The organism is Tistrella sp. (genome assembly GCF_002684955.1).
GTDB lineage: Bacteria > Pseudomonadota > Alphaproteobacteria > Tistrellales > Tistrellaceae > Tistrella > Tistrella mobilis.
Genome location: NZ_NYWI01000035.1, coordinates 1 through 21,184 on the forward strand (window position 1 = coordinate 1; position 21,184 = coordinate 21,184).

26 protein-coding genes and 2 tRNA genes are annotated in these 21,184 nt (G+C 68.8%); 18 read left to right on the forward strand and 10 right to left on the reverse strand.

Annotation, left to right across the window (positions count from 1 at the left end):
• Positions 1-22 precede the first annotated feature (22 nt).
• From CMO28_RS12255 to CMO28_RS12280, 6 genes are all read left to right on the forward strand, one after another.
• Positions 23-99, forward strand: a tRNA-Met gene (locus tag CMO28_RS12255).
• Positions 100-271: 172 nt separating this feature from the next.
• Entirely contained in the window at positions 272-685 is a 414-nt protein-coding gene (locus CMO28_RS12260; RefSeq protein WP_322111341.1) for an MbcA/ParS/Xre antitoxin family protein, read from the forward strand.
• Positions 679-1,377, forward strand: a complete 699-nt coding sequence (locus tag CMO28_RS12265) for an RES family NAD+ phosphorylase (protein WP_296713829.1) — start codon at positions 679-681, stop codon at positions 1,375-1,377. The genes CMO28_RS12260 and CMO28_RS12265 overlap by 7 nt, the downstream gene beginning before the upstream one ends.
• Positions 1,378-1,380: 3 nt before the next feature.
• Positions 1,381-1,713, forward strand: coding sequence for a hypothetical protein (locus CMO28_RS12270; protein ID WP_296713831.1), 333 nt, complete (start codon positions 1,381-1,383; stop codon positions 1,711-1,713).
• 79 nt (positions 1,714-1,792) lie between these two features.
• Positions 1,793-2,113, forward strand: a complete 321-nt coding sequence (locus tag CMO28_RS12275; protein ID WP_014744243.1) for a zinc ribbon domain-containing protein YjdM — start codon at positions 1,793-1,795, stop codon at positions 2,111-2,113.
• A 79-nt stretch (positions 2,114-2,192) separates the two neighbouring features.
• On the forward strand, positions 2,193-2,945 hold the full coding sequence (locus CMO28_RS12280; RefSeq protein ID WP_296713834.1) for a hypothetical protein: 753 nt from the start codon (positions 2,193-2,195) through the stop codon (positions 2,943-2,945).
• Positions 2,946-2,963: 18 nt separating this feature from the next.
• Here the strand turns inward: CMO28_RS12280 and CMO28_RS12285 are convergent, their stop codons facing one another.
• Complete coding sequence (locus CMO28_RS12285) at positions 2,964-3,548, reverse strand: TetR family transcriptional regulator C-terminal domain-containing protein (protein ID WP_296713835.1); 585 nt, start codon at positions 3,546-3,548, stop codon at positions 2,964-2,966.
• A 69-nt stretch (positions 3,549-3,617) separates the two neighbouring features.
• Between CMO28_RS12285 and CMO28_RS12290 the strand changes: the two genes are divergently transcribed.
• Entirely contained in the window at positions 3,618-4,715 is a 1,098-nt protein-coding gene (locus CMO28_RS12290) for a DUF418 domain-containing protein (RefSeq protein ID WP_296713837.1), read from the forward strand.
• A 7-nt stretch (positions 4,716-4,722) separates the two neighbouring features.
• On the opposite strand, the gene CMO28_RS12295 is transcribed toward CMO28_RS12290, so the two are convergent.
• The gene (locus CMO28_RS12295) at positions 4,723-5,313 is read right to left on the reverse strand and encodes a biotin transporter BioY (protein ID WP_296713838.1); all 591 of its coding nucleotides are present in this window, start codon (positions 5,311-5,313) and stop codon (positions 4,723-4,725) included.
• 369 nt (positions 5,314-5,682) lie between these two features.
• Between CMO28_RS12295 and CMO28_RS12300 the strand changes: the two genes are divergently transcribed.
• Positions 5,683-6,162: a PadR family transcriptional regulator gene (locus CMO28_RS12300; protein ID WP_296713840.1), complete on the forward strand. Its 480-nt coding sequence runs from the start codon at positions 5,683-5,685 to the stop codon at positions 6,160-6,162.
• A gap of 104 nt (positions 6,163-6,266) precedes the next feature.
• A complete protein-coding gene (locus CMO28_RS12305) occupies positions 6,267-6,605 on the forward strand; it encodes a DUF2218 domain-containing protein (RefSeq protein WP_296713842.1) in 339 nt (112 codons plus the stop codon).
• On the opposite strand, the gene CMO28_RS12310 is transcribed toward CMO28_RS12305, so the two are convergent.
• On the reverse strand, positions 6,606-7,871 hold the full coding sequence (locus tag CMO28_RS12310; protein WP_296713844.1) for an MFS transporter: 1,266 nt from the start codon (positions 7,869-7,871) through the stop codon (positions 6,606-6,608).
• A 108-nt stretch (positions 7,872-7,979) separates the two neighbouring features.
• Between CMO28_RS12310 and CMO28_RS12315 the strand changes: the two genes are divergently transcribed.
• The 3 genes from CMO28_RS12315 (at position 7,980) to CMO28_RS12325 (ending at position 9,803) form a co-directional block, all read left to right on the forward strand.
• On the forward strand, positions 7,980-8,879 hold the full coding sequence (locus tag CMO28_RS12315) for a LysR family transcriptional regulator (RefSeq protein WP_296713846.1): 900 nt from the start codon (positions 7,980-7,982) through the stop codon (positions 8,877-8,879).
• A gap of 76 nt (positions 8,880-8,955) precedes the next feature.
• On the forward strand, positions 8,956-9,444 hold the full coding sequence (locus tag CMO28_RS12320) for a VOC family protein (RefSeq protein ID WP_296713847.1): 489 nt from the start codon (positions 8,956-8,958) through the stop codon (positions 9,442-9,444).
• A gap of 5 nt (positions 9,445-9,449) precedes the next feature.
• Positions 9,450-9,803, forward strand: a complete 354-nt coding sequence (locus CMO28_RS12325; RefSeq protein ID WP_322111342.1) for a DUF1428 domain-containing protein — start codon at positions 9,450-9,452, stop codon at positions 9,801-9,803.
• 9 nt (positions 9,804-9,812) lie between these two features.
• Here CMO28_RS12325 and CMO28_RS12330 read toward each other — a convergent pair whose 3' ends face one another.
• Genes CMO28_RS12330 through CMO28_RS12340 form a run of 3 tightly spaced genes read right to left on the reverse strand, consistent with a single transcriptional unit; the run spans position 9,813 to position 11,472 of the window.
• Positions 9,813-10,358: a GNAT family N-acetyltransferase gene (locus tag CMO28_RS12330; protein WP_296713852.1), complete on the reverse strand. Its 546-nt coding sequence runs from the start codon at positions 10,356-10,358 to the stop codon at positions 9,813-9,815.
• A 10-nt stretch (positions 10,359-10,368) separates the two neighbouring features.
• On the reverse strand, positions 10,369-10,938 hold the full coding sequence (locus tag CMO28_RS12335) for a helix-turn-helix domain-containing protein (protein ID WP_296713854.1): 570 nt from the start codon (positions 10,936-10,938) through the stop codon (positions 10,369-10,371).
• A gap of 42 nt (positions 10,939-10,980) precedes the next feature.
• Positions 10,981-11,472, reverse strand: coding sequence for a MarR family winged helix-turn-helix transcriptional regulator (locus CMO28_RS12340; protein WP_296713856.1), 492 nt, complete (start codon positions 11,470-11,472; stop codon positions 10,981-10,983).
• A gap of 118 nt (positions 11,473-11,590) precedes the next feature.
• Between CMO28_RS12340 and CMO28_RS12345 the strand changes: the two genes are divergently transcribed.
• On the forward strand, positions 11,591-12,481 hold the full coding sequence (locus CMO28_RS12345) for an EamA family transporter (RefSeq protein ID WP_296713858.1): 891 nt from the start codon (positions 11,591-11,593) through the stop codon (positions 12,479-12,481).
• Between the two features lie 18 nt (positions 12,482-12,499).
• Complete coding sequence (locus CMO28_RS12350; protein ID WP_296713862.1) at positions 12,500-13,534, forward strand: NADP-dependent oxidoreductase; 1,035 nt, start codon at positions 12,500-12,502, stop codon at positions 13,532-13,534.
• On the opposite strand, the gene CMO28_RS12355 is transcribed toward CMO28_RS12350, so the two are convergent.
• On the reverse strand, positions 13,521-14,474 hold the full coding sequence (locus tag CMO28_RS12355) for a DMT family transporter (RefSeq protein ID WP_296713863.1): 954 nt from the start codon (positions 14,472-14,474) through the stop codon (positions 13,521-13,523). The two genes, CMO28_RS12350 and CMO28_RS12355, sit on opposite strands and share 14 nt — an antisense overlap.
• Positions 14,475-14,576: 102 nt before the next feature.
• Positions 14,577-15,530 carry an ornithine cyclodeaminase family protein gene (locus CMO28_RS12360; RefSeq protein WP_416370969.1) on the reverse strand — a complete coding sequence of 318 codons (954 nt, stop codon included), beginning with the start codon at positions 15,528-15,530 and terminating at the stop codon, positions 14,577-14,579.
• Positions 15,531-15,692: 162 nt separating this feature from the next.
• On the opposite strand from CMO28_RS12360, the gene CMO28_RS12365 reads away from it, so the two are divergent.
• Together CMO28_RS12365 and CMO28_RS12370 are read left to right on the forward strand one after the other, a co-directional pair.
• On the forward strand, positions 15,693-16,166 hold the full coding sequence (locus tag CMO28_RS12365) for a MarR family winged helix-turn-helix transcriptional regulator (RefSeq protein WP_296713868.1): 474 nt from the start codon (positions 15,693-15,695) through the stop codon (positions 16,164-16,166).
• A gap of 122 nt (positions 16,167-16,288) precedes the next feature.
• A complete protein-coding gene (locus CMO28_RS12370) occupies positions 16,289-17,671 on the forward strand; it encodes a hypothetical protein (RefSeq protein ID WP_296713870.1) in 1,383 nt (460 codons plus the stop codon).
• A 213-nt stretch (positions 17,672-17,884) separates the two neighbouring features.
• Here the strand turns inward: CMO28_RS12370 and CMO28_RS12375 are convergent, their stop codons facing one another.
• Entirely contained in the window at positions 17,885-18,262 is a 378-nt protein-coding gene (locus CMO28_RS12375) for an ArsC/Spx/MgsR family protein (protein ID WP_296713872.1), read from the reverse strand.
• On the reverse strand, positions 18,262-19,446 hold the full coding sequence (locus CMO28_RS12380; protein WP_296713874.1) for a M14-type cytosolic carboxypeptidase: 1,185 nt from the start codon (positions 19,444-19,446) through the stop codon (positions 18,262-18,264). The genes CMO28_RS12375 and CMO28_RS12380 overlap by 1 nt, the downstream gene beginning before the upstream one ends.
• 128 nt (positions 19,447-19,574) lie before the next feature.
• Between CMO28_RS12380 and CMO28_RS12385 the strand changes: the two genes are divergently transcribed.
• Positions 19,575-20,759 carry a trans-sulfuration enzyme family protein gene (locus CMO28_RS12385; RefSeq protein WP_296713877.1) on the forward strand — a complete coding sequence of 395 codons (1,185 nt, stop codon included), beginning with the start codon at positions 19,575-19,577 and terminating at the stop codon, positions 20,757-20,759.
• A 61-nt stretch (positions 20,760-20,820) separates the two neighbouring features.
• Positions 20,821-20,913: transfer RNA gene (locus CMO28_RS12390), tRNA-Ser, on the forward strand.
• Positions 20,914-21,184 lie beyond the last annotated feature (271 nt).

The following is a 21,184-nucleotide window of genomic DNA, read 5'->3' on the forward strand; positions in this document are numbered from 1 at the left end:
CTGCCAACCGCCTACGCCCTGACGCGGGGTGGAGCAGCCCGGTAGCTCGTCAGGCTCATAACCTGAAGGTCGCAGGTTCAAATCCTGCCCCCGCAACCAAGTTTCCAGCAAACGCCGCCCCGGCCATTCGCCGCGGGCGGCGTTGCTGCGTTTGGGTATCGCGCTTCCGTTGCGCCGGGCAGGCAGGGCAAGGGAGGGCGCGCTGCATCTCTGCCGTCTATTGCCGTTTGGCATCCAGGCTCCATATTATTGCCAGATGCAGGAGGCGCAGATGCAGCTACACCCGATCGCCCCAACCCCGTTCCATCAGCAGGACCCCGCGATCACCGACGCGGAAGCCGGCGCACTGGCGCGGGCCACGGTGAACCTGTTTCGGGCCTGGGGGCTGAGCGATGCCGAGGCCAGAAACCTTTTGGGCGGCATGGCGGCACGGACCTGGGCGCGGTGGAAGGATGGCGAGATCGGCCGGATCGACCGGGATCTGCGGATGCGCATGGCGCATCTGATGGGCATCCATAAGGGGCTGCGCTATCTGTTCAGGGAACGGGACCGCGGTTATGCCTGGGTGCGCAAGCCGAATGCGGCGTTTGCCGGCAAGTCCGCCCTCGACATCATGATGCGGGGCGAGTTGTCCGATCTGGCACTGATGCGGGACTGGCTCAACGCCGAGCGCGGCGCATGGTGAGCGGCGAGGCCGTGTTGCGGCGGGTATGCTGGGAGACGACCTGGCGAATCATCCGCTCAATCTGGCCGCCCATCGACCTGTTCGAGGACATCGCCGATCCGCATGATTGGGAGGCGCTGGTTGCCGTCGAGGCCAAGACCAATCCCCGTGTCCGCGACGAGGTCGGCGATCTGGGCAAGGTGCCTCCGGCGCGTCGGATCGGCGGGCCCGGAGCCAGTCTGGTGATGGCGCCGTTCGTTCACTGTTCGCCCGCCCGCCCGGGGCGTTTCACGAATGGCAGCTACGGCATTTATTATGCCGGCGATCGCGAGGAGGTCGCCCTGGCGGAGACCATTCATCATCACGGACAATTCATGGCGGCAACCGGCGAGGCTCCCGGCTGGACCTCGGATTTCCGCGCCCTGATCGGTGCGATCGATCGGGACCTGCATGACGTGAATGCCGTGCCGGAGGTTCTCCATCCCACCGATTACGCCGCATCGCAGGCGGAAGGTGCTGTACGTCGCGCTGCGGGCAGCGACGGCCTGGTGTGGAACAGCGTCCGGATGCCGGGCGGGCAGTGTATCGGGGTATTCTGGCCCGATGTGGTGACGATCCCGGTTCAGGGCGCGCATTTCTGCTATCACTGGAATGGTACACGGGTGGATTTCGTGAAGCGCTATGGAACCGGAGAGATTCTGGAAGTGAGGTGAGACGTGGAAGAGGGGGACCCGGATGCACCATCCTCTCCGGTCTGCTATGCCGCCGAGGCCGATGATGTCTATATGGGCTATGCCGTGCGGGACGAGATCCTGGTCCTGCTGACCGATCTTCTGCGTCGGGAAGATATGGTGGGGCGGGATGAGGCGGTGCGTGCGGTGCTGACCGAGGAAATCCGGCGGCTGGGCGGCACGCCGCCGGAACCGGGCGATCTTCGGGCAGCGAGGGCTGTGCCGGCGGCGGATGTTCTGCGCCGGCTGGCGGATCTGCTGCCCCGGCTGCGCGATGACGGCCTTCATGCGGTCTTGCGGCGGCTGGTCGATCGGTGATCGGGCAGGTTCGCGCTTGCCTTCGGCGCCGGGGAAGCGGAGGGGGCGGCGCTGATGCAGCACCTGAAGGAGACCGGACATGTCCGACCAGGGTGACGACTACGTGTATGACGAGGCCACCGGCGAATGGCTGCCGGCCTCGGAGTTGGCTGCCTCGCAACCCGAGGGCCAGGCCCCCGCGGGGGAGCGGGTGGTGAAGGATGCGGCCGGCAATGTGCTGGCGGACGGCGACCAGGTGACGCTGATCCGGGATCTGAAGGTGAAGGGCACCAGCCAGACGCTGAAACAGGGCACGGTGATCCGGTCGATCCGTCTGACGGCGAATGACGAGGAAATCGACTGCCGGCACGAGTCCATCAAGGGGCTGGTGCTGCGGACCGAGTTCGTGCGCAAGCGCTGATGATCCGGACCGGTACCGGTGGTTGCGGTGCATGCCGCGTCACCTGTACAGTCGGGTGGTCCCACAGCCCCGAGAGGCCATGTCCGAGATGATGCCGACCGTCTATCAGAGCGATCTGTTCATCCCCCGCTACCGGCCGATCAGCCGCGGGCGCTGGGAGCTGCGGGTGGTGCCGATGAACATGGCCCCGGGCTATTGGACGATGTCGGCGCTGGTCGAGAACATGGCCGTGCTGCTGCGCGACCGGCAGAGCTGGATGTCGACCACCCCGCTCGAGATCGAAAGCCAGGAGATCGGCGTGCATCTGGCACGCGGCCATGTGCTGATCTATGGCATGGGCATGGGCTGGTCGGCACTGGCGAGCGCGCTTCAGGATGCGGTCACCGCGGTGACGGTGGTCGAGTTCGACCCGGATGTGATCGCGCTGCATGAAGAGCTGGATCTGGCGGCACAGCTGCCCGAGGCGGCGCGGGTCAAGCTGAAGATCGTGCAGGGCGATGCCTATGCCTATGTGCCCGACCGGCCGGTCGACCTGCTGATGCCCGATATCTGGCTGCCGATGCTGAATGACGGCCGGGTGGACGAGGTGCGGCAGATGCAGGCGAATGTGCAGGCCGGCGCGATCTATTTCTGGGGCCAGGAGCTGGAGATCGCCCGCCATGCCGTGGCGGCCGGCCATGCGCTGGACGATGACGGCATCGCCGCCGCCATTGCCGGGATGGGCCTGCCGCTGGTCGGCCCCGAACACCCCGGCTATACCGAAAAGCTCGTCGCCGCTGCCCGGCGCTGGCTGCGCGACCGCTGGCTGCCGGGCTCCACGCCACCCTGGTAATGGCAATATGCGCCCCGGTCAGCCGTCCCCGCCGCATTCCAGGCGGAAAGCGGTGCGCAGATGGGCTTCGGCCCCTGCCGTGTCGAGACCTTCGGCGCCCGAGAGCAGCAGCCCGGCCAGGCCGTCATAAAGCGCACCCAGCCTGAGCGCCGTGGCGTCGGGATCGTCTGCCCGCCAGCAGCCTGCGGCGTGGCCGTCGCGCAGGATGGCGGCCAGACTGTCCTGCATGCGCTGCCGCGCGGTCGAAAGCGCGTCGGCGAGCGCTGTATCGGTGCCGGCAAGATCCGTCGCCTCGATCCAGAGCCGCCAGTAGATCCAGGCATCGGGCGCGAAGGCGGTGGCGAGATAGCGCTCCATCGCCACCGCCGGCGGCCGGCTGCCGTGGTTGATGTCCCCGGCCACGGCGTCGAAGATCGCCGACCAGGCCAGCGCCCGTAGTTCCGGCCAGCGGAAATAATGGTTGAGCAGCCCCGTGCCGACGCCGGCGCGGTCGGTCACCATCCGGGTGGTCGCCGCCTTCAGCCCCGCCGTCAGCAGCACCTCCGCCGCCGCGGCAAGGATGAGATCCCGCCGGCCGCGGGGCGCATCGTCATGCCGTGCCACATGTCCCTCCTTGACTCGTTGAGCGGTTGCTCAATAGATTGAGCACATGCTCAATGGCGGGAGGATATCATGCCGGGCCCATTCCGCACCACACCAGCGCGCAACACAGCCGTGGATACCATCCGCCTGGTCGGGCTGGTCGGGATCTGCGTGGTCAATCTGCCCTTCATCGCCCTGCCGGGTGCGGCCGGGCTGGTGCTGCCCGATGCCGGCCTCGACCGCCTGGCCATGCTGACGGTGGAGACATTGTTCCAGGCCAAGTTCTTCCTGCTGTTCTCCTTCGTGTTCGGCTGGAGCTTCCATCTTCAGGATCTGGCGGCACGGCGCGCCGGCGCCAGCCCCGCCCGCCGGCATCTGCGCCGCATGGCCGCGCTGGCGGTGATCGGCTGCCTGCACGGCATCCTGGTCTTTCCGGGCGATATTCTGGTGATCTATGCCCTGCTCGGCTGCGGGCTGGTGGCGGTGCGGCATCTGTCTGCGCCGGCGCTGGCCAGGCTTGCGCTGGCGATGCTGCCGCTGGCGGCGCTCTGTCTGACCGTGCTCTGGGTGTCGCTGCCGGAAGCGGCGTTCAGCCAGCCCCCGGCCGGCGACGCGCTGTCGCAGCGGATCGACGAGTGGCTGTCGACGCTGGGTTTTCTGCTGGTCTTTCAGGGCCCGCTCGCCTTCGGGGCGTTCTGCCTGGGGCTGGCGGCGGGCAAGAGCGGTTTCTTCGCCCCCGACCATCCGTGGCAGCACCGGCTGGACCGGGCGCTGCCCTGGCTGCTGGTGATCGGCCTGCCGCTCAACCTGTTTCATGCCGCAGCGACCGGCGGGCTGCTGCCGGCGGAATGGGTGTTCGCCACCCTGGCGGGGGTCTGGGCACTGGCGCCGGGGGCGCCGATCCTGGCGGCCGCCTGGTTGGCGCTGATCCTGCGGCTGACGCGGTTCCGGCCGCTACCCGAGATCCTGATCGCAGCCGGCCGCAACTCGCTGTCGATCTATGTGCTGCAGGGCATGCTGGCGGGGCTGACCTTCTGCGTGGTCGGCCATGGCAGCGTGGGGCAGGCGCGGCTGCTGGTCGTGGCCTTGCCGCTGGCCGGGGCCGCCATTCTGGCATTGGCCGCCTGGGCGGTGGTCGCCGGCCGCGGGCCGCTGGAGCGGCTGCTGCGGCGGATGTCGGGGGCCTGACCCGGCTTCAGCGTCGGTCAGTTGACCGGTCGCCAGAGGATCGGCGGGCCAGGAGCATCAGCACCGCCACCGCGAGCGCTGATTTCACCAGCCCGCCGGCGATGAAGGGCAGGACGCCGTGTTCGATGGCACGGTCGAGACCGATCTTCGTCGACAGCCAGGCAGCCCCCAGCGCCAGACAGATCGCGTGGGCAAGGATCATGGCCGCCAGCGCATGCACCGGCCGCTCCCCATTCCAGCCGCGTTCGGCAAGCAGGCCGGTCAGGGCCCCTGCGATCGGGAAGGCGATCAGATAGCCGCCGGTCGCCCCGGTGAAGCGGTCGATGCCCGAGGTGCCGTCGGCCAGCACCGGCAGGCCGGCGGCGCCGGCCGCCAGCCAGACCAGAATGGTGAGTCCGCCCAGCCGCCAGCCATAGAGCGCGCCGATCACGAAGACCGCGAAGGTCTGCATGGTCATCGGCACCGGCACCATCGGCACTTCGGCGAAAGACGAGGCGGCGAGCAGGGCGGCGCCGATCAGCACGGCGGCGCCGCGCCAGCCGATCGGGCGGGCCTCGGGGCGGAGCGGGCTGAAGCTGCGAAGGCTGGTCTCGGACATGGGATGCGGACCCCCTGGATGGCTGCGGCGGGCGATAAACCGGCCCAAAATGCAACCATAAGAAGGCAGGGCCGCGAAATCCATCTCTCAAGTTGATTGTTGTTCGGATTTCTGGTGGCCGATGACGCGGGGCTTGTTCTAAGATAGTCTAAGATATATCTTGAGACTGTCTGGAAGAGAGGAGTGACGCAGATGCGTTTCGTACACAGGCAGTGCGACCGTCGCGGTCGCGGGTTTCACGGCGAAGGCCGTCACGGGCATGAGAGTGACGGCCTCGATGGGAATTTTGGTCGCGCGTTTGGCAGTGGCCATGGCTGGGGCCGCGGCTTTGGCCGCGGTTTTGGCCGTGGCCGCTCTGGCGAGGACTGGATGTCGGAGCGGGGCGGCCGCCGGCGCTTCTTCGATGCGGGCCAGCTGCGGCTGGTGCTGCTGAAGCTGATCTCGATGCAGCCGCGCCATGGCTACGACCTGATCCGCGCGGTGGAAGAGCTGACGGGCGGGGCGTATGTGCCGAGCCCGGGCGTGGTCTATCCGGCGCTGTCGATGCTGGAAGACATGAACCAGGTGGCGGGCACCGAGGCCGAGGGCGGCCGCAAGGTCTTCGCGATCACCGCCGATGGCGAGGCGGAACTCGCCGCCAATGCGGCGATGGTGACCGAGCTGATGGCCCGGCTGGCGGCGATGGCCGAGATGCGCGAGCGGGTGGACACCACCCCGGTCGAACGCGCGATCGGCAATCTGAAGATGGCCCTGCGTGGCCGGCTGACGGCACCCGATGCCGATCGCAAGCTGGCGCTGGAGATCGCCCGGATCCTGGACGAGGCGACGCAGAAGATCGAGCGGTCATGACGAAGAATTCGAGGCTTGCGGTCCTCAGGCGGCGCCATGGTCTTGAGCCGCCGCTCCGCCCCGTTCCCGATCTTCCGACCGCGCCCCTGATGGAGACGACCCCTATGACGACCACCACAACCACCGTCACCAGCACCGCCGTGGTGCCGACGGCGCATGGCAGCCGCTATCTGCAGCAGCTGTGCAAGCATTGGAGCCACAACCTGACGGTTGAGTTCAGCCGCGAGCAGGGCTCGGTGATCTTCCCCCACGATGCCCGCGGTGCCGCATGGCCGGGCGATGCCCGGCTGCTGCTGGATGCCGGCGACGGCACCCTGACCTGCCGGATCGAGGCCAGCTCCGACGGGCAGCTGGAGGCGCTGAAGGGCGCGGTGGTGCGGCATCTGGACCGTTTCGCCTTCCGCGAGGCGCCGCTGCATGTCGACTGGCGGGACGGCGTCTGATCAGGCGGCGCCGGCCCGGCGCGGTGCCGTGGCCGAAAGGATGAGGCCGAGCAGGGCGAAGCTGCCGGTGAGGGCCGCGATCGCCGTCCAGCCGCCATGCTGCCAGAACCAGCCGCCGACCGAGCCGGTGATGCTGGAGCCCAGATAGTAGAACAGCAGATAGAGCGACGCGGCATGGCCCTTGGTGGCGCCGGCAAGGGGGCCGACCGAGCCGCTGACCACCGAATGGCAGACGAAGAAGCCGGTGGTGACCAGCACGATGCCGGCGATGATCGCGGGCAGGGCAGGCACCAGGGTGACCGCCACTCCGGCAAGCGTCAGCAGGAAACCCGCGATCAGCAGCGGCCGGCGGCCGAAGCGGTCGCCGAGGCCTCCTGCGATCGAGGACGAGACGATGCCGAAGCCGAAGGCGAGGAAGATCATCGCGACCCGGGTCTGGCTGAGATCGAAGGGGGCCGCGGTCAGCCGGAAGGTGGTGTAGTTGAACAGGGTCACGAAGATGCTGGTCAACGCAAAGCCGGTAGCATAGAGCCGGAGCAGCCCCGGATTGCGCAGATGCCCGGCCCAGGCCCGCAGATGGAAGCCGGGTGAGACGCCCCGTGCCGCCACGAAATTGCGCGAGCGCGGCAGCAGGATCAGGAAGCCGATCGCGGCCACCAGGCCGAGGCCGCCCATCACCGCCATCGCCATGCGCCACGAGGTGAATTCCGTCAGCAGCCCCATGCCGACCCGGCCCATCATCGCGCCGAAACCGGTGCCGGCAACATAAAGCCCCATGGCCTTGCCCAGATGGCGCGGCTCGATTTCTTCGGCCAGATAGGCCATGGCCACGGCCGGCACGCCGCCCAGCGCCAGGCCTTCGAGCGCCCGGGCGATCAGCAGCCCGTGCCAGTCGGGGCTGAGGGCGGCGGCGAGGTTCAGCGCCGCCGCCGCCGCCATCGAGCCGAACATCAGCCCGCGCCTGCCCAGCGCCTGAGAAAAGGCGCCGGCCAGCAGGATGGAGAGCGCGAGCAGGCTGGTGGTGACCGACAGCGCCAGCGAGGCGGAGGCGGCGCCCAGGCCGAAACTGGTGGCGAAGGCCGGCAGCAGCGGCTGCACACAATAAATCAGGGAAAAACTGGCGAAGCCCGCCAGGAACAGCGCGATGCCGGTCCGCCGCCAGGCCGTGGTGCCGCGGGTGATCCAGACCGGGCCGTTGATTCTGACGGCGGTCGGAGCCGGGTGGTGCCGGTGGCGGGCGGGAGCCATGGTCGATTGCAGGGTCATGGAGCAGGCGCTTTCGGGGCCGGGTCTGGTCTTTCGGATATAGCGCTGGCCCTTTCAATGCGTCCAATATATGGAAGAAGCAATCTTCATATCTTTGGTGTATGGCTGATGGAATTGCGGCACATCCGGTACTTCCTGGCGGTGGCCGAGGAGCGCAACTTCACCCGGGCGGCGGCCCGGCTGGGCATCGGCCAGCCGCCGCTCAGCCTGCAGATCCGGGATCTGGAGGCGGAGGTCGGCACGGCGCTGTTCCACCGCGTTCCCCATGGCGCCGAGCTGACGGAAGCGGGGGCCGCCTTTCTGGCGGCGGTGGAGGCGATCCCGGGCCAGGCGGCCGGGGCGGTGAAACTGGCGCAGCGCGCAGCCCGGGGCGAAACCGGTCGGCTCAGCCTGGGCTTCACCGGCACGGCCGCCCTCAACCCGCTGATTCCCGAAGCCATTCGCGCCTTCCGGCGGGCCTGTCCCGAGGTGGTGCTGACCCTGACCGAGGCCAATTCGGTGGCCCTGGTCGAAGGGCTGCTGGAGGGGCGCCTGCAGGTCGCGATCCTGCGTCCGGCCGCGACCGACCCGGCCGAGCTGGCGGTCCACAATCTGGCCGACGAACCCCTGGTGGCAGCGCTTCCGGCCACCCATGCCGCGGCGGCGCTAGCGGGGCCGATCGATCTGGCGCAGCTTGCCGCCGATCCGCTGATCCTGACCCCGCGGGCGATCGGCACCAGCCTGCACGATGTGGTGGTCGCAGCCTTCAGGGCGGCGGGGTTCGAGCCGGTGCTCGGCCAGCCGGCGCCGCAGATCGCCTCGATCCTGTCGCTGGTTTCGGCCGAACTCGGCGTGTCGCTGGTGCCGGTATCGATGTGCCAGCTGGGCATGCGCGGCGTGGTCTATCGCAGGCTTCGCGATCCGGAACCGACCGTGGGGCTGGCGGTGGCCTATCCCCGCCACCGACCACCCCAGGTCGTGCTGAATTTCGACCGGCTGATCCGGCAGGTGGCGCGGGCGGCATCGTGACCTCCGTCCCCTCGCTTGACGAGGTGATCGATATCCATATAGGTTGATATCAACAATATTCAGGAGGGGCCTGCCCATGACCACGACCGCGCAACCATCGGCGGCCGAACGTGCCGCGGCCTTCGGGCTCCATTCGCTGACCCCCCATCTGGTCTGCGCCGGTGCGGCTGCTGCCATCGATTTCTATAAAGCCGCCTTCGGCGCCGAAGAGCTGATGCGGCTGCCGGCCCCGGACGGATCGATCCTGCATGCCTGCATCCGGGTCAACGGCTCGTCGGTGATGCTGGTCGACGAAAACCGCGGCGGCGGCCTTTCCGGGCCGAAGGCGCTGGGCGGCACCGCCGTCACCCTGCATCTGGTGGTCGACGACGTCGATGCGGCGGTCGATCGCGCGATCGCCGCCGGGGCGGTGGTGGTGATGCCGGTCGCCGACCAGTTCTGGGGGGATCGCTATGGCGTGATCGCCGATCCCTTCGGCCATCAATGGTCGCTGGCGACGCCGGGCGATCCGAAATCGCCCGAAGACCTCGCAGAAGCGGCCGCCGCGGCCATGGGGGGTGTGTGATGACCATCGGCTATGTCGACGGGTTCGTCGCGGCGGTGCCGAACGCCGCCCGCGAGACATTTCGTGCCCATGCCGAAGCGGCAGCGGTGGTGTTCCGCGAGAACGGCGCGCTGGGCGTGACCGAATGCTGGGGCGACGACGTGCCCGAGGGTGAGGTGACCTCGTTCTCCATGGCCGTGCAGCGGCGCCCGGACGAGACGGTGGTGTTCTCGTGGATCCTGTGGCCGTCGAAAGAGGTGCGCGATGCGGGCATGGCGAAGGTCATGGCCGATCCGCGCCTTCAGCCCGAGGTGATGCCGATGCCCTTCGACGGCAAGCGGATGATCTTCGGCGGGTTCGTCCCCATTGTTCAGGCCTGAAGATGGCGTTCAGGCCTGAGGGGCCTGCGCGCCCAGCTGCTTGTACATGAAGGTCGTGGCACCCATGCCGCGACCGTCGGTGCGGATGCAGTAGTCGGGGATGGTGCCGACGGTGACATAGCCGAGTGCCGCATAGAGCGGCTCGGCCTTGTCGCCGGTGAGCGTGTCGAGGGTGAGCAGATGCCGGCCCATTGCGCCGGCGCGGGCTTCAAGATCGCGCATCAGCGCCCGGGCGATGCCCCGCCGGCGAAACGCCGGATGGACCAGCAGCTTGCGCACCTCGGCGCGGTGCGGCTGGTTGGGCGGGGTGTCGTGGTCGAGCTGGACCGTGCCGGCGATCCGGCCGTCCGCCTCTGCGATCAGCAGGATCAGCCCGTCGGTCATGAGCGGCGGCAGCACCTTCGCCTCCCAGAAGCGCCGGGCGGCTTCGGCCGTGAAGGGCAGCAGGAAGTTGACGCTGGCCCCGTCCTCCACGCAGGCGCGGAGCAGATCGGCCAGTTCGTCGAGCCGATCCCGGGTCTCTTCGGCGGAAAGCGCAGTGATCGCGACGGTCATCTCAAGGGCCTCAGAGGATGAAGAGGTGATAGCGGGCGCCCTCGGCCTCGGGCGTTTCGAAGCGGCTGACGCCATGCAGGCGGTAGCGCAGGCAGTCGCCGGGTTCGAGGTCATGGGGCGTGCCCTCGACCGTGACCCTGAGCCGGCCCGCGATCAGCAGCAGGTGATGTTCCAGCCCCGGACGCGGCGGCTGGTCGTACTCGATAGAGGTCGCCGGCGGCAGCTCGCAGCCCAGTACCTCGCCGCCGAGGGTTGATGCCGGGGTCGAGATCTGGCGGCGGCGAAAGCCGGTGGCGGGGTCGGTCCAGACCGGCTGATCGGCCGGCCGCAGCCGGGCGGTGAAATCCTCCTCGGCGAGCGCGATCAGCCGCGACATGGTGAGCCCATGGGCTGCGGCGAGCCGGCCGAGCACGGCCGCGGTGGCGCTGACCTCGGCATTCTCGATCCGCGACAGGCTGGCCCGGCTGACCCCGGCGCGGGCCGCCAGATCATCCAGCGACCAGTCGGCCGCCAGCCGCAGCCCTTTGAGCCGGCGGGCAAGACGATCATCGATGTCGGGGATGGTGGGTGTTTTTTCCATATTCGGGAGAATATTCCGAATATGAGAAATCGACAAGCCGCCTCAGGGGGCCGGATCGAGCCCGGCCAGAAAGTCACGCAGCAGGGTATTAAGGGCGGACTGTTCCGCCGCCGACAGATGGCCGACCAGCCGTTTCTGGGTGGCGACGTGATCGGCGACCGCGGCATCGATGACCCGCCGGCCCTGATCGGTGAGGGCGATCAGCACGCTGCGGCCATCCTGCGGATTGGGCCGGCGCTGCACCAGCCCGGATTTTTCCAGCTGGTCGATGCGATTGGTCATGGTGCCCGAGGCGACCATGGTGGTCGCCATCAGGTCGCCGGGGCTGAGCGCGTAAGGGGGGCCCGAGCGGCGCAGGGTCGCCAGCACGTCGAAGCTGGGATAGGCGAGGCCGTGGGCGGCGAAAGTCTTCTCCATCTCCCGCATCAGCTGGGTCATCAGGCGGGTGAGACGGCCGATCAGCCCCATCGGCCCGAGATCGAGATCGGGCCGTTCGCGGTGCCATTGATCGAGAATACGGTCGACGTGATCCATGGCCGGGATCATGGGGCCCGGCCGTCTTGCGGTCAAGGAGGTCTCTCGATATCGAGATAATTATCTTGACGTCGAGAGATATCGGCATAGCCTGAAAGGACAGTGCCAGGGAGGTTCCATGCACCCCGAGACCAGCCGCAACGGCGATGTGCTGCTGACCGCGATCGCCCCGGCGATCTGGGGCAGTACCTATCTGGTGACGACGGGGCTGCTGCCCCAGGGCTATCCGCTGACGGTGGCCATGCTGCGCGCCCTGCCGGCCGGGCTGATCCTGCTTCTGCTGGTCCGCCGCCTGCCCACGGGCGGCTGGTGGTGGCGGTCTTTCGTGCTGGGCGCGCTCAATTTCTCGATCTTCTGGGCGCTGCTCTTCGTCTCGGCCTATCGCCTGCCGGGCGGGGTGGCGGCGACGGTGGGCGCCATCCAGCCGCTGATCGTGCTGCTGCTGGCGCGCCTGGTGATCGGCACGCCGGTGAAGGTGGCGGCGGTGGCGGCGGCGCTGGCCGGCATTCTGGGCGTGGCGCTGATGGTGCTGTCGCCCGATGCGGCGCTGGACCCGATCGGCATCGCGGCAGGGCTCGGCGGGGCGGCGGCGATGGCGGCCGGGACGGTGTTCAGCCGCCACTGGCAGCCGCCGGTGTCGGCGCTGACGGTCACCGCCTGGCAGCTGACCGCGGGCGGGCTGCTGCTGCTGCCCGCGGCGCTGATCTTCGAGCCGGCGCTGCCGGTGCCGACCCTGCATCACCTGATCGGTTTCGTGCATCTGGGGGTGTTCGGGGCCGCCGTCAGTTACATGCTCTGGTTCCGCGGTCTGGGCCGGCTGGGACCGGGGGCGGTGGCGCCGCTGGCGCTGTTGAGCCCGGTGACCGCGGTGATCCTGGGGCTGTCGATCGCGGGCGAGCATCTGTCGATGGTCCAGGCCGTGGGCATCGCCCTGGTGCTGGGCAGCGTGCTCGCGGCACAATGGGTGCAACGGCCACGTCCGGTGAAGGCCCCCCTGGCCACCGGCTGAGCCCTTAAGGGAGGACAGATGACCGGGACTGCATCGAAGAACAGGCAGTGGGTGCTTGCCGCCCACCCCGACGGCAAGGCCACTGCCGACACCTGGCGGATGATCGACAGCCCGATGCCCGAGCCGGGCCCCGGGCAGATCCTGGTCCGCACGCTCTGGCTGTCGGTCGATCCCTATATGCGCGGGCGGATCGCGGCGGCCGGCAATTACACCAAAGGCGTGGCGCCGGGAGAGCTGATGCAGGGCGGCGGCGTGGGCGAGGTGGTCGTCTCCAACCATCCCGCCTGGGCGCCGGGCGATCTGGTCGAAAGCATGACCTTCGGCTGGCAGGAATATGCGGTGTTGAGCCCCGACCTGCCGGGGGCCGCCCGGGCCAACCGGGTGAACCCCGAGATCGCCCCGCCCGAGGCGGCGCTGTCCTGGCTGGGCATGCCGGGGCTGACCGCCTATGTCGGCATGATCGAGATCGCGCGGCCCAAGCCCGGCGATACGGTGCTGGTCTCGGCCGCATCGGGTGCCGTGGGGCAGATGGTCGGCCAGATCGCGAAGCTGCAGGGCGCGCGTGCGGTGGCGATCGCGGGCTCGGACGACAAGCTGGCCTGGTGCCGGGAGCTGGGCTTCGATGCCGGCATCAATTACCGCACCGCCGGCGACATGAAGGCGGCGATCGCCGCTTCCTGCCCGGGCGGCGTCGACGTCTTTTTCGACAACACCGGCGGCCCCATCCACGACGCGGCCCTGGCCAATCTGGCGACCCATGCCCGGGTGGTGATCTGTGGCCGGATCGCCGTGGTCGATCAGGCGCCGGAAGAGGATATCGGCCTGCGCGCCAGCGCCCGGCTGATCGTCACCCGATCGATGATCCAGGGCCTGGTGGTCTTCGACTGGTGGCATCTGCGCGACGAGGCCATGGCCCGCATCGCCGCCTGGCACCGCGAGGGCCGCTTCCGCTTCCGCCACGACGTGCTTGAAGGTTTCGAACGGATGCCCGAAGCCTTCCTGCGGATGATGGCCGGCGACAATTTCGGCAAGCAGGTGGTCAGGGTCGCCTGACCGGCCCCCTGCCGGGCCTGCGGCGGAGGGCAGCGCGCAGCAGGCCCGGCAGCCGCCCGTCGATCAAAGCGAGGCCGACTGCGATCATCGCCATGCCGATCAGATGTTTCGGCTCCAGCCGTTCGCCCAGGAAGGTCGTCCCCAGCAGGATGGCGCTGACCGGCACCAGGAAGGTGACCAGCATCAGATTGGTGGCCCCCGCCGTCGCCAGCAGGCGGAAGAACAGCACATAGGCGAAGGCGGTGGAGATGAAGGCGATGGCCAGGATCGCGGCGACCGTCCCCCGGCCGGGGGCGGGCAGCGTCCAGGGCTGATCGACGATCAGGGCGAGCGGCACCAGCATCATCGCCGCCGTGGTCATCTGGCCGGTGGCGGTCGCCATGGGCGCCACCCCCAGTCGGGCGAAGCGGCGGCCGAAGACGCCGGCCAGCGCATAGGAGAAGGCGGCGCCCAGAATGGCGAGCTGGCCCGCGACATTGCCGCCCAGACCGTTCAGCGCCGCGGGGCCGATCATCGCCGCCACGCCGGCAAAACCGGCCAGCACCCCGGCGATGCGGTTGGGGCTCGCCTTCTCGTCGCTGGTCGCCAGATGCGCCACCAGCACCCCGAAAAGCGGGGTGGTGGCGTTCAGGATGGCGGCAAGTCCGCTCGGGATCTGGGTCTGGCCCCAGACGATCAGGCTGAACGGGATCAGGCTGTTCAGCAGCCCCATGCCGAAAAAGGCCGCCCAGACCTGGGGCGAGCGGGGCATGCTCAGCCCGCGCAGCCGCAGCACGACGTGCAGGGCGAGGGCGGCGAGCAGCACCCGCGCCGCCACGATGGTGAAGGGCGGCAGCTCTTTCACCGCGACGCCGATGAAGAAGAACGAGCCGCCCCAGGGAATGGAGAGCAGCACCAGCAGCCCCCATTCCCGCAGTGTCATGCTGCGCCCCGCGGCCATGCCGCACCTCCGGATTGCCTGAGTGTCGCCGGCCATGAAACCGGCGATGCCTACCGCCCGCAACCGAGCTTTCCCAGGTGGCAGGGTAAGTGCGGCTAAGCCTCAGCCTGCGGCGCTGGCGGCGATGTAATCCGCGATCATCAGGTCGAGATGGGCGCCGCCGCCATTCTTGTAGACCGTGATTTCATCGGCCGAGCGCCGCGCCGGTGCGGTCGCCGGCACCAGGTCGTAGAGATCGCCCAGGACATCCGCCTCGGTGATCACGCCGGCTTTGATCGGCATCGTCAGCTCGCCGATATGGTGCAGCGTGGTGGCGCGCGAATCCACGAACAGCCGGCTGCTGCCGATCAGGGCATCGTCGGCCTCGCGCATATCCGCCTTGAAGGCGCCGATCAGGTCGACATGGGTGCCGGGGCGGACCCGGTCGCCATGGATGACCGGGCTGCGCGCCATGGTGGCGCTGGAGATGATGTCGGCCGTGGCCAGCGCGGCTTCCAGATCAGGGACGGCTTCGATCCGGGCGGTGATGCCGGCGGCCTCGGCCCCGGGCCGGGCGGTATCGAGCAGATCCCGGGCCTGTTCCGGCCGCCGCGCCCAGACCGAGATCCGCTCCAGATCGGGGAAGATCGCGCCATAGGCCCGGATCAGGCTGGCGGCGACCACGCCCGCGCCCACAATCACCAGATGCCGGCTGTCGGGCCGGGCGAGCAGGCGGGCGCCCAGAACCGAATCCGCCGCGGTCTTGAACTCGGTGACCAGGCGGCTGTCGATCACCGCGCGCAGGCTGCCGGTCTCCGCATCATAGACCATCATCGCGCCCTGCACCGTGGGCAGGCCGCGCGCGGCATTGCCGTCCATCACCGTCACCGCCTTCACGCCATAGCCGAGACCGGGAATGAAGGCCGCACGGTTGAGCAGGGTGGCGGTGCGGGGGCCGAGGAAAATATCTGCAATCTCGGCCCGGGGCCGCAGATGGCCGCGCCGCAGCGCCTCGACGGCTCCCGCCCAGTCAAGGGCGCCTGCACAGGCCTCGTAGGTCAGCAGATCCGGCGTCACCATGTCTCCCCCGCATGTCTTCGGATGATCAGAGGCGGGGATGATACGGGTTTCGGCCGCCGGCGGACAGGCCGGCGATCCGGCGCTCGCGGCTGTGGGCAGGGCGGGCGGTCATGCTAGCATAAGGCTCGGCGTCTTGCCTTGATATCAACCCGATTGGCCATGTCAGATCCTGCAATCGTTCCCTTCGAAACCACGCTTCTGGTTCGCGACGCCTGCCTTTGCCTGCATGTGCAGCGGGCGGCGCGGGCGCTGGCCCGGCGCTTCGACGATGCGCTCCGTCCGGTCGGGCTGACGAATGGCCAGTTTTCGCTGATGATGTCGCTGAACCGGCCGGTGCCGCCGCGCAAGGGGGATGTGGCCAGCCTGCTGGCGATGGATCACAGCACGCTCACCGCCAATCTGAAGCCGCTGGAGCGCCGCGGTCTGATCGAAAGCGAGATCGACCCCGAGGACCGGCGCGGCCGGCTGCTGCGGCTGACGCCCGAGGGCATGGCCGTCCTGGCGCGGGCCGTCCCGATCTGGGAGCGTGCCCATGCCGCCACCGAGGCGCTGCTGACCGGGGGCGAGGTCGGGCGATTGCGCAACGATCTGATGGCTCTCTCGGCATCATCTCCAGAGGATCATCAACCATAAGTATTTTATTCCTCGCATAATGGGCCGTTCGACCTTATCATCAGGTGACCAACCAACCATAAAAACACCTGTAGACGGGGCGAGTCATGAAAGCTGGTGTCCATCCGAGCCGTGCGCTGTGCATGGCCCTTGCGTTCTGCGGCCTGGCAGCCGCATCCCTCCCTGCGGCCGCAGCCGACGGCCTGGTAATCCCGCAGCCGATGCCGGGCGGTTTCAACTTCCCCACCCCGGGTTACGTGATCGGGCAGTGGGTCGATGCAAACGATCAGACGGCCATCACCAGCCATGGCTGGGAGATCTGGCAGGCGATGACCCAGCCCGCCGGCCAGAACAACCTGCCGGTCTGGGACACCTGGGTGTCGGAGGCCCAGATTTTCGGCCAGACGAGCAAAACCGGTACCAAGGCCGCAGCGGAGACCGATGCGCTTGGCGCCGTTCAGGGCCAGCTGGAGCGCGGCGTCGCCCTGCCGCAGCTCAGGCCGCTCAGGATTCCGCGCCAGTTCTCTCACACCCCGCATGGCCGTAACGCGCTGGCGGCGACCGCGTCGCAGGGATCGGTGATCGTCGAGACCGAGCGCTTCAACGACGCCACGGCCATCTTCGTCTCCACACCGCAGGTCACCCCTTACGGGACCTTCAAGGTGAACAACGGCAGCAGCCTTCAGGCCTATGCCGCGGCTTTCCCGGCGAACACCTCGACGGCGGCCCGGGCCGTGCGCGACTTCCCCGAAACCGGGATGGAGACCAAACCGGTCTTCGGCTATGTGAAGGCATCGACACCCACTGCCGTGCCCTATTGGCAGGGAACCGGCGCGGTCAACACCGACAACGACCCTGCCCAGGGCTATTACGTCCAGAACTGGAACGACTGCGTGATCGTCGACCCCTCGAACACGGCGACGTCGGGCATGACCAAGCTTTCGGCGGCGCCGACCCCGGGCAGCTTCTTCCAGGATCCGCAGCTCAGCTGCAGCAGCTATTACACGGCGCCGATCGGCATGTTCTATGCCTTCGCGATGACGGCGGCCCAGGCGCAGGGCTTCGCCAATGCCAATGTCGCCGCCGGCGACATGGCGCTGCTGGTCGCCATGCATGTCAGCACCAAAGAGCAGGATCCCTGGACCTGGCAGACCTTCTACTGGCAGGGCACGTCTGAATTCGAGACCTCGGAAGGCCCCGGCTCCATGACCGGCCAGCCCGCCGCGCTGGCGGCGCCGTGGAACGCCTATGCCATGTGCACGGCCTATTCCCAGCAGGTCAACGGCCAGATGCTGGTCTGCTACAACCCGTATCTGGAAACCAATCCCGGCATCCCGTCGGGCATCACCTCGAACTGCATGACCTGCCATGGCATGGCCGCAGTCTATCCGGCCGGATCCCAGAGCCAGACGCCGAGCTACCCCGCCAATTACGACCAGCCGGTGGCCTTCGACGATCCGACGCTGTTCGGCAATGCCATGAAGACCGACTTCTCGTGGAGCATGGCGGATCAGGTGTTTGATTGAGGGAGGTGAGGGGAGAGGAGTCTTTTAGCCCCTCGGCCCAAGCGGGCGTTCCACGCCCTTGGCCGCCGCCTCAATGGCGGGAGTCTTTTAGCCCCTCGCCGGGCGGGCGCTGCCGCGCCCTTGGCCGCCGCCTCAATGGCGGCTTGCGCCGGCCACCTTCGGGTGGCCGGCGCTTGGCTTTGGTGGCAGGGGCGTCCTCGGATCTGCCGGGTTTCAGATGCCGAGGGCGGCTTTGGCGGGGGTGTCGAAGCCCAGGGCGATGACGCGGCCGTCTTCGTCGGTGAAGACCGGGCGCTTGATCAGGGTGGGTTCACGGGCGAGCAGGGCGGCCAGGGCGGCGCGGTCGCCGGTGCCCGCGATCGCCGCCTCGACCACGGCCCGGTCGGCCTCTCCCAGATTGCGCCAGGTGGTGGAGCGGCGGTTGACCAGCCGGTCGGCGCCGATCTGGTCCAGCCAGGCGCCGGCCTCTTCGGCCTTGAGCGCGTCGTCGCGCAGGTCGCGGACCCGGTGGGCGCGGCCTGCGGCTTCCAGCGTCTTGGCCGCCTTGCGGCAGGTGTCGCAGGTCTTGATGCCGTTCAGCGTGGGGAGCATCAGCGGGCGTATCCCGTCTTGAGGGTGGGGGCCATTTCGGCCAGAACGTCGAGGCAGGCGCCGGCCAGCCGCCGGCAGCCCGCGGGCGACCAGCCTTCGTCCGCATCCGGCGCCTCGACGCAATCCTTGAACGGCTGTTCCAGCGTCATCGCCAGCGCACCGAAGGTGTTGGCCACCCAGTTTGTGCACATCGACAGATCGCCGGTCTGCGGCCGGGCGGCCGGATAGCCGATCCGGGTCTGGAAATCGGGCGAGACCTCGTCCAGCCGGCCGCGATAGCGGGCCAGCAGGTCCAGCTGCCCCGGGCGCAGATCGGGGATGCCCTCGAAGCCGGCGATGAAATTATGCGGCAGCGCCTCGTCGCCATGAACGTCCAGGCAGAAGGCGACGCCGGTCTGCAGCATGGCCGCGCGCACCACCGCCACCTCGGGGCTGCGGGCCAGGCTGGGGGCCGCCCATTCCCGGTTCAGATTGGCACCGGCGGCATTGGCCCGCAGATGGCCGCGGAAGCTGCCATCGGGGTTCATGTTCGGCACCACCACCAGATCTGCCGCGGCACGCAAGCCCGCGGCCACCGGGTCGGCGGCATCGGTCAGCCGGTCGAGCGCGCCCTCCATCCACCAGCTGGCCATGGTCTCCCCCGGATGCTGGCGGCCGATGATCCAGCAGACCGGCCGGCTGCCGTCGAAGGTGCCCATCGCCAGCGCATCGAGCGGCCGGCCGTCGACGGTGCTGCCCAGGCGGATCCGCCGCACCCCTGGCCGGCTGCCGGCCCGTGCCACCAGATCGGCATGGGCCGACAGGTCGTAGGGCGCGAAATAGGCCAGTTCCACCTGATCGGCATCAAGGTCCAGATCCAGGCTCAGCACGCGGCCGTCGTAGCGGCCCGGCACCCGGGTCCAGCGGCTGCGATCGGTGGAGAGGACCGGACGATAGCCGTCGAAGCCCTTGGGATAGGTGCAGCTGCCGGCATTCAGCAGCCGCACCGTCACCGGCCGGCCGGCGATGCCCGACAGCCTGACGTCGAACCACTGGCGGAAGCTGCAGCCGGCATCGGTGCGGATGGCGAGGTCGACCACCGTCCGGCCGCCGGCCGTGCCGATGGCGACCAGATCGCCATTGCCGCCGTCGAAGCGGCTGTCGACGGCGATGCCGGATGGGGCGGGGAAGCCGGTGGCGGTCATGGGGCTGGCGCTCCTGAGAAGATGCCTTATGGCGGGATGCAGGTCTTGTCCGGCGCGGGATCGGGGCGACATATGATGTGTCGTCGGGTCTCTGCCCAGGCCGGACGCGCATTGTGAAAGGAGTGGCCGTGACCGACAAGACCGACACCGCGCGCCCGCTCGCGTCCGCGACCGTTGCCGCCCGGGCCACCGGGCGGGTCGATCCCGCGACCGGTGCGGTCGTGCCGCCGATCCACCCCGCCACGACCTATGAACGGGCGGCGGATCTGTCCTATCCGCGGGGGCGGGTCTACACCCGGACCGACAACCCCAATTACGACGCCCCCGAGGCGGTGCTGACCGAGCTGGAAGGCGGGGCGGAAAGCCTGGTCTTCGCCTCGGGCATGGCGGCTGCCGTGACCCTGTTCCAGGCGCTGCCCCAGGGCGCGCGGGTGGTGGCGCCCGAGATCATGTATTGGGGCCTGCGCAAATGGCTGATCGAGGTGGGCCGCCCCGCGGGGCTGGGTGTTGCCTTCGTCGACATGACCGATCAGCAGGCGCTGGCGGCGGCGCTGGATGAAGGGGCGGATCTGGTCTGGGTGGAAAGCCCCGCCAACCCGCTCTGGGGGATTACCGACATCGCGGCGGCAGCCCGGCTCGCCCATCGCGCCGGCGCCGTGCTGGCGGTGGATTCGACCGCCGCCACCCCGATCCTGACCCGGCCGATCGATCACGGCGCCGATATCGTGATGCATTCGGCGACCAAGTATCTGAACGGCCATTCCGACGTGCTTGCCGGCACGCTGACGGTGGCACCGGGTCTGGCCGGCGATCCGCTCTGGGCCCGGGTGCGGCAGCTCCGGTCGATGTCGGGCAATATTCCGGGGCCGTTCGAGGCCTGGCTGCTGCTGCGCGGCATGCGCACCCTGGCGCTGCGGGTGGAGCGCGCCTCGGCCAATGCGCTGGCCATCGCACAGCATTTCGCGCGCGACCCGCGGCTCGATGCCGTGCTCTATCCGGGCCTGCCCGATTTCCCCGGCCACGAGATCGCCCAACGCCAGATGACCGGCGGCTTCGGTGGCATGCTGTCGATCCGGGTGGCGGGCGGACGTGACCGCGCGATCGAGGTTGCGGCGCGGCTGCGCCTCTTCGCCCGTGCAACCTCGCTCGGCGGGGTCGAAAGCCTGGTCGAACACCGGGCGAGCATCGAGGGCACGGACAGCCCCGTGCCCGACGATCTGCTCAGGATTTCGGTCGGGATCGAGGCGGCGGCGGATCTGATTGCCGACCTGGATCAGGCGCTGGGCAAGGCTCCGGCGGGCGATGCGCAGTGATCGTTCCGCTTGTCGTTGACAAGCCGATGACGCACGGTTATCTAGACGCACGACCTGCCGTGGAGGGGTGGCCGAGTGGCTGAAGGCGGCGGTTTGCTAAACCGTTATAGGGTCTAAAGCCCTATCGAGGGTTCGAATCCCTTCTCCTCCGCCAGTTCCGAAGGCCCCGGCCGAGCGCTGCTCGGCCGGGGCCTTCGCGCATCCGGCATCTCCACGCAGGGCAGGCCCGGGTATTTCGCACTTGCGGCAGGTACCCGCGGGTGTTACTCAGGCAATCCGATCGGTGGCGGTCCCGCCCGCCACCCACAAAACTCCAAACGGGCATGTTCGGGCTTTACTGTTCCGCGACCTGCCACCCGCCGGGCGCCCCGGCCGCGTGACGAACCGCAAACGGTCTCCCCCTGGGATACCGGGTTCGCCGTCCT